9 protein-coding genes are annotated in these 13876 nt (G+C 74.1%); 5 read left to right on the forward strand and 4 right to left on the reverse strand.

Going from position 1 to position 13876, the window contains the following annotated elements; genetic code table 11:
• Positions 1–692 precede the first annotated feature (692 nt).
• The 4 genes from AB0M46_RS49180 to mce all read right to left on the reverse strand — a co-directional run bounded on the left by AB0M46_RS49180 (position 693) and on the right by mce (position 6356).
• A complete protein-coding gene (locus AB0M46_RS49180) occupies positions 693–2705 on the reverse strand; it encodes a hypothetical protein (protein ID WP_363348269.1) in 2013 nt (670 codons plus the stop codon).
• Positions 2706–2929: 224 nt separating this feature from the next.
• Positions 2930–4168 (reverse strand): cell division protein DivIVA, encoded by a 1239-nt coding sequence (locus AB0M46_RS49185; RefSeq protein ID WP_363348271.1) that lies wholly within the window; start codon positions 4166–4168, stop codon positions 2930–2932.
• Positions 4169–4381: 213 nt separating this feature from the next.
• Complete coding sequence (gene ccrA / locus AB0M46_RS49190) at positions 4382–5731, reverse strand: crotonyl-CoA carboxylase/reductase (RefSeq protein WP_363348273.1); 1350 nt, start codon at positions 5729–5731, stop codon at positions 4382–4384.
• Between the two features lie 172 nt (positions 5732–5903).
• Entirely contained in the window at positions 5904–6356 is a 453-nt protein-coding gene (mce, locus tag AB0M46_RS49195) for a methylmalonyl-CoA epimerase (protein WP_363348275.1), read from the reverse strand.
• A gap of 73 nt (positions 6357–6429) precedes the next feature.
• Here mce and AB0M46_RS49200 point away from each other — a divergent pair, with 73 nt between their 5' ends.
• The 5 genes from AB0M46_RS49200 (at position 6430) to AB0M46_RS49220 (ending at position 13412) form a co-directional block, all read left to right on the forward strand.
• Complete coding sequence (locus AB0M46_RS49200; protein WP_363348277.1) at positions 6430–7632, forward strand: acetyl-CoA C-acetyltransferase; 1203 nt, start codon at positions 6430–6432, stop codon at positions 7630–7632.
• The gene (meaB, locus tag AB0M46_RS49205; protein WP_363348279.1) at positions 7629–8591 is read left to right on the forward strand and encodes a methylmalonyl Co-A mutase-associated GTPase MeaB; all 963 of its coding nucleotides are present in this window, start codon (positions 7629–7631) and stop codon (positions 8589–8591) included. Before AB0M46_RS49200 ends, meaB begins: the two co-directional genes overlap by 4 nt.
• Before the next feature lie 269 nt (positions 8592–8860).
• A complete protein-coding gene (locus tag AB0M46_RS49210) occupies positions 8861–11908 on the forward strand; it encodes an FtsX-like permease family protein (protein ID WP_363348281.1) in 3048 nt (1015 codons plus the stop codon).
• A complete protein-coding gene (locus AB0M46_RS49215; protein ID WP_363348283.1) occupies positions 11905–12762 on the forward strand; it encodes an ATP-binding cassette domain-containing protein in 858 nt (285 codons plus the stop codon). Before AB0M46_RS49210 ends, AB0M46_RS49215 begins: the two co-directional genes overlap by 4 nt.
• Complete coding sequence (locus AB0M46_RS49220) at positions 12759–13412, forward strand: ATP-binding cassette domain-containing protein (RefSeq protein WP_344616134.1); 654 nt, start codon at positions 12759–12761, stop codon at positions 13410–13412. The genes AB0M46_RS49215 and AB0M46_RS49220 overlap by 4 nt, the downstream gene beginning before the upstream one ends.
• Positions 13413–13876 lie beyond the last annotated feature (464 nt).

Genomic DNA, 13876 nt, shown 5'->3' on the forward strand with positions numbered 1-13876 from the left:
AGAATGACAGCTGCCCCATGTCATTGATTATCCCCGACCTCGCCCGGAATTACCGCCCCGGACGGTAATGGCAATGTCAAATGGTGCACGCTCATGCCGCAGACCGCGATCGCCGGCACGAGGCCCATCGCTACGCCGAGTGATCGACGGCTGCCCGGTCAGGCCTGACCGGCGACGCGGTCGACGGGTTCGGCAAACTCCGCCGCCACACCGACCGCCGCCTTCGCCCCAACCTATTGACGGTCACTCTTATCGGATTTTTCGCTTGGCGGGTCATGTATCCGATTTGGAATGATTCTGCGGGGCGATTCTGTGGGATGGCGCCAAGGGAGATCGCGGACCCGGGAGGGCCGCGGCGGCGCGACCTGCGGCAGGTGGGCGGACGCCGGTCGCCCCGGCGGCGCGGCCCGCGGCCGGTGGGTGGACGCCGGTTGGCGGTGGTGAGTGGTGAGGGGACGCCGGTCCCGGTGATGCTGGGCTGGCGGCTGGCGGCTGGCGGTGGGTGGACGCCGGTTGGCCTCAGCGGTGTGAGAACCGGCGGCGCGGGATTCTGCTTGCCCTGGCGGTGCGGTCGCGCCCGGTGAGAGGTGCAGGGGTGGGGGCGGCCGGCGGACGCCGGTCACCCCCGGTGCGCGGATGACGGTTGGCCACGGCGGTGCGGCGAGCGGTCGGAGGGCGCAGGGCCCCGGCCGTCAGCGGCTGCCGTTGGCCTCGACCGGGATCTTGCCGTTCGCCTCGGCGGCGGCCTTGCCGTTGCTCTCCGCGGCGGCCTTGCCCTTGGAGGACGCGGCTGCCGCCGTCAGGTCCTGGTTGGACTCGGCGATCCGGGCCTCGGCGGTGGCGACCTGCGTGGTCAGCTCCGTCTCCTGCTCGCGCAGGCTGGTCAACTGGGCGCTCAGCTCGGCCTCCTGCTTACGCAGTTCCTCCACGCGCCGCTCGGCCTTCTCGGTGGCGTCCTGCTCCGCCTTGACCGCGTCGAGGGACATCGTCCGCTCGGTCGCGGCCTCCTCAGCCTCGGCCAGCAGGGTCCGTACGCGGGCCTTGAGCGTCTTGGCCTCCTTGGCCTCGGCCTCGAGGGTCTGCACGCGGGCCTTGAGCGTCTTGGCCTCGGCGGCCTCGGCCTCCAGGGTCTCGATCCGCGCCCGCTGTGCCTCGGCCTTCTCGGTGTCCGCCGACACCGTCGCGCGCAGCTCGGCGTTCTGGGCCTCCAGGGCCTCCACGCGGGCCTTCAGGGCCTCGGCCTCGATAGTGGCGGTGGCGCGCAGCTCGTCGGCCTCCTTCGCGGCGGTTGCGCGCACCGCCTCGGCCTCCGTGGTGGCGGTGGCCCGCAGCTCGTCGGCCTCCTTCGCGGCGGTTGCGCGCACCGCCTCGGCCTCCGTGGTGGCGGTGGCCCGCAGCTCGTCGCTCTCCTTCGCGGCGGTTGCGCGCACCGCCTCGGCCTTCTTCGCGGCGGTCGCGCGCAGCTTGTCGGCCTCCGTCCGGGCCGTGGTGCGCAGCTGCTCGGCCTCGGTGGTGGCGGTGGTGCGCTGCTCGGTCAGCTCCGCGTCGTGGGCGGCGCGAAGGCCGGCCAGCTCGGCGTCGTGGGCGGTGCGCAGGTCGACCAGCTCCTGCTCGAAGGTGGCGCGGTGGGCGGCGGCCTGGGTCTCGGCCTCCAGCCTGGCCGCGCCGGTCTCGGCCTCCAGTTTCTGGCGGGCCTGCTCGGCGGCCGCGGCGGCGGCCTGCTCGGCCTGGGCGGCCACGGCGTCGGCGGCCTCCTTGGCCTGGCTGGCCACCGTGGCGGCGTGCTGCTGGGCCTGGGCCGCGACCGCGTCGGCGGCCTCCTGGGCCTTGGCGGCGACCGTGGCGGCCGCCTGCTGGGCCTGCACGGTGACGGTGTCGGCCTCGTGCTTGGCCTGGGCGGAGAGCTGGGCCGCCTGCTCCTGGGCCTGCGCGACGATCGCGGCGGCGTGCGACTGGGCGCCGGCGGTCTCCTGCTCGGCGGCGGTGCGCAGGGAGTGGGCGTGCTGTTCGGCCTCGGTCCGCACCGCGGTGGCGTGCTGCTCGGCCGCCGTGCGCACCTCGTGGGCGTGCGCCGCGGCGTCGGCCCGCGCCTGCTCGAGCTGGGCGGTGGTGGCCTGGGTGACGCGCTGGGCCTCGGCGTGGGCGGAGGCGACGACGTGCTCGCCCTCGGCGCGGGCAGCGGCGGCGCGATCCTCGATGGCGCGGGACTCGGCGTCGAGGGCGTCGCGGCGCTCGCCGACTAAGCGCTCCTCCTCGGCCCGGCGGGCGGCCAGGACGATCTCGAAGTCCTGATTGGCCTTGGCGGCCCGGGCGCGGGCCTCGGCGAGTAGGCGCTCGGCCTCGCCCCGCAGGCCGGCGATCTCCTGCGCGGCGCCGGCGCGAATGTCGGCGGCCTGGTCCTCGGCGAGTCCGAGGATCACCTCGACCCGCGGGCCGAGGTGGCGGAACGAGAGGGCCTCGCCCCGGCCGGGCGCGAGCCGGCGCAGGTCAGTGAGCTCCAGCTGCAGGTCCTGGACCTGCGAGGCGAGGGCCTGGACCTGGCCCCAGACCTCTTCGTTCTCGAGCTTCAGCGCGGCGATCTCGTTCTCGGACTGGGTCCAGTATTTGTCGACCTGATCCCGCCGGTAGCCCCGGATGGCGGTCTCGAAGTCCGGCTCGGAGGACACCCCGGTGCCCGCGTTGAAGAGGTCGCCGCCGTCTGCCATAACACCCATCCTCACACGCAACGTCCCGCCACGCGCAATTACATACTGCGCGTGACGGGACGTGCGATAGAACTCCCCGTGAATGATTCGAGAAGCGGCACTCGCACGCCGCGATCCCTACCGCCCGGTCTGGCTCGGCAGAGCTTCGCCCGGGCCGACCCAGACCAGGCGACCGCCCGGTCTGGCTCGGCAGAGCTTCGCCGGGCCGACCCAGACCAGGCGACCTAAGCAGTGACCTTCTTGTTGTCGCCCGACTTGCCCTTGTCGGACTCGCCGCTGGCCTGCTGCGGCGCGACCGGCATGATGCCGGCGAGGCCGGAGAGCATCTGACCGAGCTGCGAGGTGACCGCGTCCTTCTGGCGCGTGAGGTCCTCGACCTCGCGGCGCGCCCGCTGGGTGGTGTCCTCGGCCTCCGACCGGGCCTCGCTGAGCAGCCGGTGGGCCTCGGCGCGGGCCTCGTTGACGGTCTTGTCGGCGAGGTTCTTGGCCTTGTCGACGGTCTCGGCGGCGGTCCGCTCGGACTCGACCCGGCGGTTCTCGGCGCGCTGCTCGATCTCCTTGGCCCGGTCCTCGGCCGCCCGGGCGCGCCCCTCGGCCTCGGTGACGAGCTTCTGGGTGGCGGCGACGGCGGAGGCGTGGCGGGCGGACTCGTCGCGCTCGGCCTTCTCCTGCCGCTCGGCGATCTCCAGGGCGAGGGACTGCAGGTCCTTGTCGCGCTTGTCGCGGGCGTCGGTGAGCAGCTTGGTCGCCTCGGCGCGCTTCTCCTCCGCCTCGCGGGCGGCCTTGGCGCGCAGCTGGGTGATCTCCCGCTCGGCGGTGGCCCGCAGCGTGGCCACCTCGCGCTCGACGGTCGCCTTGAGCTCGGCGACCTCGTGGGCGGTGGCGGTGCGCAGCTGCTTGGTCTCGCGCTCGGCGTCGGCCCGCAGCGTGTCGGCCTCGCGCCGGGCCTGCACCCGGACCTCGGCGGCCTCGCGCTCGGCGGCGGTGCGCAGGTTGCCGGCCTCGCGCTCCGCGGTCGCCTTCATGGCGGCGGACTCGGCCCGCGCCTTGTCGGTGATCTCGCGGGCCTCCAGCCGTGCCGCGGAGATGATGCCCTCGGACTCGCGCTTCGCCTCGCCCCGGTGGTCGTTCGCCTGCTCCTCGGCCAGGCGCAGGATCTGCTCGACCCGCGTGCCCAGGCCGGACAGCGTCGGCCGGTTGTTCTCTTCCAGCTGCTTGTTGGTATCGCTGAGCTTCTGCTCCATCGTGCCGAGGCGCTGCTCGGCCTGGCGGACGCGACGCTGGGCCTCGGCGAGTCGGCCCTCGGCCTCTTCGCGGGCCTGACTGGCCTGCTGCAGCTGCGCGTTGAGGCGCTGCAGCTTGCTGTCGACCTGCTGACGGTCGTAACCGCGCAGGACCACGCTCAGCTCTTCGTGATCCGAGCCGTTCTGGAAGAAGTCAACCGAGGACTGCTGCTGGGGCATTGGCACATACTCGCAGACCACCCGGGGGCTTTCGCAAGGGTGCGAGGGGTATCTTCCGCGGGGCTGGCAAGGTCAACTTTTGCCCGGCAGGACACGCCACGTTTTTGTACCGCTTTATGGGCGTGTTGCGTGGCCGGCCGTACGAGGTGAAATTGCCGCGACGGGGGTGGTCACCTCGCCCCATCCACCCCGGCCGCGCCAGATCATCCGGGCTTATCGGTTGCGGAAGCGGTTGATCGCGGCCTCGTGGCGGGCGCGCAGCCGCTGGTCGCGGACCCCGAGGCCCTCCCGCGGGGCGAGGCAGAGAACGCCGACCTTGCCCTGATGGGCGTTGCGGTGGACGTCGTACGCCGCCTGCCCCGTCTGTTCGAGCGGGTACGCGCGCGACAGCGTCGGGTGGATGCGTCCCCGCGCGATCAACCGGTTGGCCTCCCACGCCTCCCTGTAGTTGGCGAAGTGACTGCCGACGATGCGCTTGAGATTCATCCATAGATACCGGTTGTCGTACTGATGCATGTATCCCGATGTCGAGGCGCACGTGACGATCGTGCCGCCGCGCTTGGCCACGAACACGCTGACGCCGAAGGTCTCCCGCCCCGGGTGCTCGAACACGATGTCGGGGTCCTCGCCGCCGGTGAGCGCGCGGATCTCGGCCCCGAAGCGGCGCCACTCCGCGGTGTCCTGGGTCTGCTCGTCCTTCCAGAACCGATAGCCCGACCGGTCGATCACGAGCTCGGCCCCCATGTCCCGGCACAGCTGCGCCTTCTGCGGGCTGGAGACCACGCACACCGGCGTCGCGCCCCCGTTGAGCGCGAACTGCACGGCGTAGGAGCCCAGGCCGCCGGAGGCACCCCAGATGAGCACCGTGTCGCCCTGCTTCATCCGCGCGCCGTGGTGGGAGACGAGCTGCCGGTAGGCGGTCGAGTTGACCAGGCCGGGGCAGGCCGCCTCCTCCCACGACAGGTGGGCGGGCTTGGGCATCAGCTGGTTGGCCTTGACCAGGGCGAGCTCGGCCAGGCCGCCGTAGTTGGTCTCGAAGCCCCAGATGCGCTGCTGCGGGTCCAGCATCGTGTCGTCGTGGCCGGCCGCGTCCTCGAGCTCGACGTTGAGGCAGTGCGCGACGACCTCGTCGCCCGGCTGCCACTTGCTGACGCCGGGCCCGACCCGCAGCACCACGCCCGCCGCGTCCGAGCCGACGACGTGGTACGGCAGGTCGTGGCGCTTGCTGAGGGAGTTCAACCTGCCGTACCGCTGCAGGAACCCGAACGTCGAAACCGGCTCGAAGATCGAGGTCCACACGGTGTTGTAGTTGACCGCGCTGCCCATCACGGCGATGAGCGCCTCGCCGGGCCCGACCTCGGGGGTGGGCACCTCCTGCACGTGCAGGGACGCGCGCGGGTCCTTGTCGCGCGTGGCCAGCCCGTCGAACATGCCGGCCTCGCCGGCCCGCACCACCACGCCCCGGTAGCTGTCGGGCACCGGCAGGCCGGCCACGGCGCGCAGCTCGGCCGCGGGGTCGGCGGCCCCTTCCGCCTGCATGATCGCGTCGAGGATGTGCTGCACCTACGGCTCCTAACGTCCGGGACGGGTTCGAGAGGCAGCGTCGCCGCGCAGATGGGCGGGCGACCATGGGGATCGGCAACACATCTCGATGCCCCGAGCCGGACGTTACTGAACGGTAGCTAAATCGGGAACCGGCCTGTGAAGAACTGCACTTGGCCTGCTCCGGCCGCGCTCAGGCGGGCTGCACGAGCTCGACCAACACGCCCCCGGCGTCCTTCGGGTGCACGAAATTGATCCGGGATCCGGCGGTACCGCGGCGGGGCTCGTCGTACAGCAGCCGCACCCCCCGCTCGCGCAGCGCGGCGCACGTGGCGTCCACGTCGGTCACCGTGTAGGCGATCTGCTGCACGCCCGGCCCGTTGCGGTCCAGGAACTTGGCGATCGTCGAGTCCGGCGAGAGCGGGGCGAGCAGTTGCAGGCACCCGCCGGCGGGCGTCGGGCCGACCGACAGCATCGCCTCGCGCACCCCCTGCTCCTCGTTGGCCTCGACGTGTACGCAGCGCATCCCGAACACGCGGGCGTAGAACGCGATCGCCTCGTCGAGGTCCGCGACGGCGACGCCGATGTGGTCGATCCGCTGGAGGCCAATGGGTGATATTTCCAACTTCGAGGCCGAGGTGTCCATGGCGATAGTCTGAACTGATCCAACGTTCAGGTCGCGACGACGCGGTGTGAACCTTCTCTCGGAGGCCTCAGTCATGACTCAGTCGGTGATCCTCAGCGGCGCCCGCACGCCGATGGGCCGCCTGCTCGGCGCCCTCAAGGACTTCCCGGCCACCAAACTGGGCGAGATCGCCATCCGGGCCGCGCTCGAGCGCTCCGGCGTGGCGCCCGGGCAGGTGCAGTACGTCATCATGGGGCAGGTCCTGCAGGCCGGCGCCGGGCAGATGCCGGCCCGCCAGGCCGCGGTGGGAGCCGGGATCCCGATGCACGTGCCGGCGCTGACGATCAACAAGGTGTGCCTGTCCGGCCTGGACGCCATCGCGCTGGCCGACCAGCTCATCCGGGCGGGCGAGTTCGACCTCGTGGTGGCCGGCGGGATGGAGTCGATGACCAACGCCCCGCACCTGCTCTCCGGGCAGCGGCAGGGGTACAAGTACGGCGATGTGGTGATCCGCGACCACATGGCCCTCGACGGCCTCACCGACGCCTACGACCAGGTGTCCATGGGCGAGTCGACGGAGCGGCACGTGGCCCGCCTCGGCATCAGCCGGGCCGCGCAGGACGCCTTCGGCGCGGCCAGCCACCAGAAGGCCGCCGCGGCTCAGAAGGAGGGGCGCTTCGCGGAGGAGATCGTGGCGGTGGAGATCCCGCAGACGTCCAAGAAGGCCGGCACTGGTGAGCCGATCGTCGTCGCCGACGACGAGCAGATTCGGCCCGAGACCACGGTGGAGAGCCTGGCCAAGCTGCGCCCGGCGTTCAGCGCGGACGGCACCATCACCGCCGCCACCTCCTCGCCGATCTCCGACGGCGCCTGCGCGGTCGTGGTGGCCAGCAAGGCCAAGGCCGAGGAGCTGGGCCTGTCGTGGCTGGCCGAGATCGGCCCGCACGGCAACGTGGCCGGCCCGGACAACTCGCTGACCAGCCAGCCGTCCAACGCGATCCTTCACGCGCTGGGCAAGGCCGGCCTGACCCCGGCCGACCTGGACCTGGTCGAGATCAACGAGGCCTTCGCCGCGGTCGGCGTGCAGTCCACCGCCGACCTGGGCATCGACCCGGCGATCGTCAACGTCAACGGCGGCGCGATCGCCCTGGGCCACCCGATCGGCATGAGCGGCGCCCGCCTCGCCCTCACCCTCGCGCTCGAGCTGCGCCGGCGCGGCGGCGGCCTGGGCGCGGCGGGCCTGTGCGGCGGCGGCGGCCAGGGCGACGCCCTCCTGCTGCGCGTGCCCACGCAGTGACGCTGCGCCGCTCCCGGGACGTGCCCGCGCTGGTGGGTGCGGCCCGGGAGGGAGACCCGCGGGCCGTCGCCCGGCTGATCAGCCTGGTCGAGGACGGTGACGAGGCGCTGCCGCGGATCGCGGCGGCGCTCGCCCCGCACACCGGTGAGGCCGCGGTGATCGGCCTCACCGGCTCGCCCGGCGTGGGCAAGTCGACCACCACCAACGAGCTGGTCCGGGCGTTTCGCAAGGCCGGCCGGCGGGTCGGCGTGCTCGCCGTGGACCCGTCCAGCCCGTTCACCGGCGGGGCCATCCTCGGCGACCGGGTGCGGATGCAGGACCATGCCACCGACCCCGGCGTCTACATCCGCTCCATGTCCAGCCGCGGCCACCTCGGCGGGCTGTCCGCCGCCACGCCCCAGGCGGCCCGGGTGCTGGAGGGGGCCGGCTGCGACCCGGTCGTCGTGGAGACCGTCGGGGTCGGCCAGGCCGAGGTGGAGATCGCCGGGCTGGCCGACACCACCCTCGTGCTCGTCGCGCCCGGCATGGGCGACGCCGTCCAGGCGGCCAAGGCCGGCGTGCTCGAGATCGCCGACGTCTTCGTCGTGAACAAGGCCGACCGCGACGGCGCGGACGCGACGTACCGCGACATCCAGGGCATGATCGGCCTCGGCGAGCGGGCCCCGGGCCAGTGGCGCCCGCGCGTGGTGCGCTGCGTCGCCGCCCGCGGCGAGGGGATCGACGAGCTGGTCGAGACCATCGACGCGCACCGGGCGCACCTGCAGGACTCCGGCGAGCTGCAGGCGCGGCGGCAGCGGCGGGCGGAGGCGGAGATCGAGGCGATCGCGCTGGGCGTGCTGCGGGCCCGGATGCAGGACCTGCGCAGCGGGACCCGACTGGGGGAGCTGGCCCGCGACGTCGCGTCCGGCGGCTCCGACCCGTACGCGGCCGCCAGGGCCCTCCTGGCCGAACTGGCCTGAGGCTTCCACCCGCCGCCCCTGGGCGTGCTTGCCTGGCCCGCCCTCGGGCGTGCTCGCCTGGCCCGGCCTCGGGCGTGCGCACCCGGCCCGGCCTCGGGCGTGCGCACCCGGCCCGGCCTCGGGCGTGCGCACCCGGCCCGGCCTCGGGCGTGCGCACCCGGCCCGGCCTCGGGGTGAGTTCGCGGGTGAGAAGTAGCGGAAGCCCTGGCACCCCTTACCGGCTAAGGTCTGCGGGTCAACCTTCAGCTAGATCAGCACAGGGGGCTCACGTGACGGCCTGGACCGTCATGCTGCGCGGCATCAGGTACCGGGCCGGCCGGTCGTTCGTGGTCTTCCTCCTCGCCGTGACGGCGACCACGGCGGCCGTCCTCGCGCCCGCGTACAGCCGGGCCGCGCAGCAGTCCGTGCTCACCGACGGCCTGTCCGCCGCGTCCACCGACGCGACCGGGCTGACCGTCGGGGCCAAGGGCACCAAGGACAGCGCCGCCTTCATGGACCTCGCCGAGATCCGGCTGGCCATGAACGCGGCCCTCGGCAAGGACGCGTTCCTCGACGAGCGCCTCGACCGCTCGGTCGCGGCCATCGACACCGAGGTCACGTACGCGGGCGCGGCCGGGCGGCTCGCCTTCCGCCAGGACGTCTGCGCCCAGCTCGAGCTCGACGGCGCGTGCCCGGACAACCCGGGCGAGGTCGCGCTCAGCAAGCGCACGGCCGCCGCGCACCAGCTCCAGGCCGGCGACCAGGTCACCGTCCACCTCGGACCGGCCGGGGCCGGCCGGGACAAGAGCTTCAAGATCACCGGGTTGTACTCCCCGAAGGACGCCGACGCCGCGTACTGGGGCCGCACCGCGTACTTCAGCGCGGGCACGGACGGCGAGGGGGAGCGCGCGGACGCGCTGTTCAGCCTCACCGAGGAGGACCTGCGGGCCGAGCCGGCGGCGACGCTGTCGACCCGGCTGGAGTACCCGCTGCGCACCGGGCGCATCCGCCTCGACGACGTCGCCCGGCTGCGCGCGAGCCTGCAGGCCCTCGGCGCCCGGGTGCGCGGGCAGGAGCTCGAGGTGAGCACCACCCTGCCGGCGGTGCTGCACGACATCGACGTCGAGCAGAAGGACATCGCGCGGACGGCGCCGATCATCGCCGTACCGTTGCTGCTGCTCTGCTGGTTTGTGCTTTTTCTGCTCGTGGCGTCCCTCACCGAGGAGCGCGCCCCCGAGATCGCGCTGGCCAAGCTGCGCGGATACCCGTCCGGGCGGGCGGCCCGCTTCGGCCTCGGCGAGGTCGTGCTGCTCACCGCGGCCGCGGTCCCGGTCGGCCTGGCCGCGGGGCTGGGGCTGGTCCAGCTCGCCGCGTCCGCGCTGCTCGCCCCGGGCGTGGGCGCGCAGCTGCGCTGGCCGGTCCTTGCCGCGGCCGGGATCGCCTTCGCCGCCGGCGTCCTCGCCGCCGTGCTCGCCGCCCGGCAGACGCTCGGCCGCCCGGTGCTCGGCCTGCTGCGCCGCGTGCCCGAGCGCGGCGGCTGGAAGGCCGGCGTCACCGGGGGCGTGGTCGTCGCGCTCGCCGCGGCCAGCATCGTGGCCGCCGTCGCCGACCGCGCCTCGCCGCTGGCCCTGCTCGCCCCGCCGCTGCTCGCGCTGGTGCTCGGCATCGGCGCGGCCCGCCTGCTCGTCCTGTGCTCGGGCGCCCGGCTGCGCATCGCGCGCCGCCGCGGCCGGATCGTGCCGCTGCTGTCGGCCGCGCAGCTGTCCCGGCGCCCGGGCGGGCAGCGGCTCGTCGTGGTGGTCACCGTGGCCGTGGCGCTGCTCGCCTTCGCCGCCACCGCCTGGGACGTCGCCGCGCGGGCGCGGCAGGACACCGCCGAGGACGCGCTCGGGGCCCAGCGGGTCTACACGGTCAACGCCGCTCATCCCGACGCGCTCGAGGCGGCCGTGGCCAAGGCCGACCCCGGCGGCCACTCGATGGCCGTGGTACGGGCGAGCCAGCGCTTCGACAACGCCCCCATCGAGCTGCTCGGCGTGCAGTCCGGGCGGCTGGCCGGCGTGGCCGTCTGGCGCGGGCACTCCGGCGAGCAACTGGGCGCGGTCGCGGGCCGGCTGCACCCGGCGGCGGCCGACCCGCTGCGGCTGGGCAAGGACCTCGGCGCCGAGGTGACCGTCGACGCCCTGCCCGCCAAGCCGGCGCTGCGCCTGGCCGCGATCGTGGCCAACCCGGGGCAGCCGCCGCGCACGGTCACGCTCGGCACGCTGGTCAAGGGCACCCACACGTACCGCGCGACGCTCGACGGCTGCACCGCCGAGTGCCGGCTGGTCGGCCTCGCGGTCGGCCGGGCGGCGGGCGGCACCGACCCGTATTCGGTCGCCGTCGCCGTGCGCGGCCTGACCACCGACGACGGCCCGCTCAGCCCCGGCTTCGACCTCGCCGGCCGCTGGCAGCCCCGCCAGGCGGCGGCGGGCGGCGCGACGGTGACCGTGCGCGCGGGCGCGGCGCTGGGCATCGACGTGTCCGGCAGCGACCCGGCCGACGCGGTCGTCGAGCACGTCGACACCCCCGACGTCCTCCCGGCCGTGCTGGCCGGCGGCGCGCCCACCGACGACGCCCGGTCGGCGTCGTTCCAGCTGCCGGGCTTCTCCGAGCAGCCGCAGCCGTTCGCCGTCGTGGGGCGCACGGACAGCCTGCCCCGTGCCGGCCGGCGCGCGGTCATGTTCGACCTGGACTACGCCACCCGCATGGCGCAGCGCAGCGGCAGCCTGGCCGACAACGCCAACCTGCGCTACGAGGTCTGGGCGGCCGGCGGCGCGCCCGCGGACCTCGCCACGCGGCTGGGCCGCCTCGGCGTGCAGGTGCTCAGGGCGGAGTCGATCCAGGGGTACACCGACCAGCTCGGCCGCCGCGCGCCGGCGCTCGGGCTGTGGCTGTACCTGCTGGCCGGCGCCGCGGCCATCCTGCTCGCGCTCGGCGTGGTGCTGCTCAGCGCCTACGTCGGCGTCCGGGCCCGCCTCTACGAGCTGGCCGCGCTGCGGGTGGCCGGGGTGCGGGCCGGTCAGCTGCGCCGGGCGGTGCTGCGGGAGTACCGCGCCCTGCTCGGCCTGCCGCTCGTGGTCGGCCTGGCCGCGGGCGTGGCCGGCGCGCTGGTGATGCTGCCGGGCGTGCCGCTGGTGACGGTGGGGGAGCCGGTCGGCTCGTTCTCCTACGAGCCGTCGCTCGGCGCGCTGCCCATCGCGCTCGGCCTCACCGTGCTCGGCCTGCTGCTGACCGTGATCGTGGTGCTGCGCCTGCTGGGCCGGGCGACGCCGATGCGCCTCAAGGACGGTGCGCAATGAGCGCCGGTCTTGCGGTCATGTGCCGCGGTCTCGTGTACATCTACCGGCTCGAGGGCTACGACGTGGTCGCGCTGTCCGGGGTCGACCTGGACATCTCGGCCGGCGAGTCGGTCGCCCTGCTCGGGCCGTCCGGGTCGGGCAAGTCGACGCTGCTGTCCCTGCTGGCCGGGCTCCTGCCGCCGTCGGCCGGCCGGCTGACCGTCGGCGGGCACGACCTCGTCCGGGCCACCCCGGCGCAGCTGCAGCACCTGCGCGCATCCGACGTCGGCGTGGTGCTGCAGGGGGCGTCGCGCAATCTCCTGCCGTACCTGACCGCGGAGCAGAACGTGCGCTTCGCCCAGCGCGGCGTCCCCGCCGAACGGCGCCGCGACCTGCCCGACCCCCGCGAGGTGCTCGCGACGGTCGGGCTTTGCGGGCGCGGACGCAACCGGCAGCGCCCGCAGCGACTCTCTCCTGGTGAGCGCCAGCGGTTGGCGCTCGCCGTGGGGCTGGCCGGTCGGCCGGGCCTGCTGCTCGCGGACGAGCCGACCAGCCAGCTCGACACCCACGCCCGCGACGAGGTGCTGCACGCCCTCGACGCGGTGCGCCGCGCGGGCACGACCGTCGTGGTCGTGACCCACGACCCGGATGTCGGCCGGCACATGGGCCGCACCGTGACCATCCGCGACGGCCGGGTCGGCGCGGAGGGGCGGCGCGGGGAGGACTACGCGGTGGTGGGTCGCGACGGTACGGTGCACCTGCCGCAGGACGTCCTGCGCATGCTGCCGCCGGGCACCCTGGTGGGGGTCGAGCCCCAGCCCGACGGCACCGTGCTCCTGGTGCCCGCTCGAGCGAACGTGGAGGGTGTGCAGTGAAGACGCTGACGGTCGATGGGGTGACGGTGGCGTACGAGCGCGACCGCCCCGTGCTGCGCGACGTCTCGGTCCTGGTCTCCCCGGGCCAGATCCTGGCCGTCACCGGCCCGTCCGGGGCCGGCAAGACGACCCTGCTGTGGGCGATGGCCGGCCTGCTGCGCCCGGCCGCGGGCGTCGTCGCGGTCGACGGGGCGCCGCTGCGCGACCGCGACCACGCGGTGGCCGAGAAGGTGGTGCTCATTCCGCAGGACAACGGCCTGGCCGCGATCCTGACCGCCCAGGAGAACATCCAGGTCGCGATGATCGCCGGCGGCGCCGCCCCCGCCGACGCCCGCCGCGCGACGGTCTCCTCGCTGGAGCGGCTGGGGCTGGCCGGGCAGGCCGACCAGCTGGTGGAGGAGCTGTCCGGCGGCCAGCAGCAGCGCACGGCGATCGCGCGGGGGCTGGCCCTGCACGGCGCCGTGGTCCTGGCCGACGAGGTGACCAGCGAGCTGGACGCCACGAACCGGCAGAAGGTCATGGAGCTGCTGCAGGAGGAGGCGCGGCGGGGCGCGGCGGTCGTGTTCGCCACGCACGACCCGGAGGCGGCCGCGGCCTGCGACCGCGAGCTGCACCTCTCCGACGGCGCGGCGCAGCTGGTCCGCGGCTGAGGTTCTGCCTGTTCGCCACGCACGACCCCGGGCTGCGGCTCTCCGACGGCGCAGCTGGTCCGCGGCCGAGGATCTGCCTGTTCGCCGCGCCTGCCCGGAGGCGGCTGCGGCGTGCGGCCGCGAGCTACGCCTCTCCGACGGCGCAGCTGGTGCGCGGCTGAGGTTCGGCCTGGCCCGGGTCGGCGCGGCGACCCGGGCGGAAATTGCTGGTTTTCCGACATGTCGGGCGCTGGCGCGCCACGACATGTCGCATTTATGCCCCGACAACGCATACATCGGATAAATCGCGGCGCGGAGCGCCCGACATATCGATGCTGACGAATCAGATGTCGACCTACCAGATACCGACGAATCGGACTTAAGGCCTGTCGGTGGTTTCCAGGGGTCGTTGCAACACGGCGTTTCAGTTGGTGGTGAGGAACTGGGCGAGGCGTTCGGCTGGGGTGTCCCAGCCGAGGGTTTGG

Origin of the sequence: Dactylosporangium sp. NPDC051485, assembly GCF_040682015.1 — a bacterium.
GTDB lineage: Bacteria > Actinomycetota > Actinomycetes > Mycobacteriales > Micromonosporaceae > Dactylosporangium.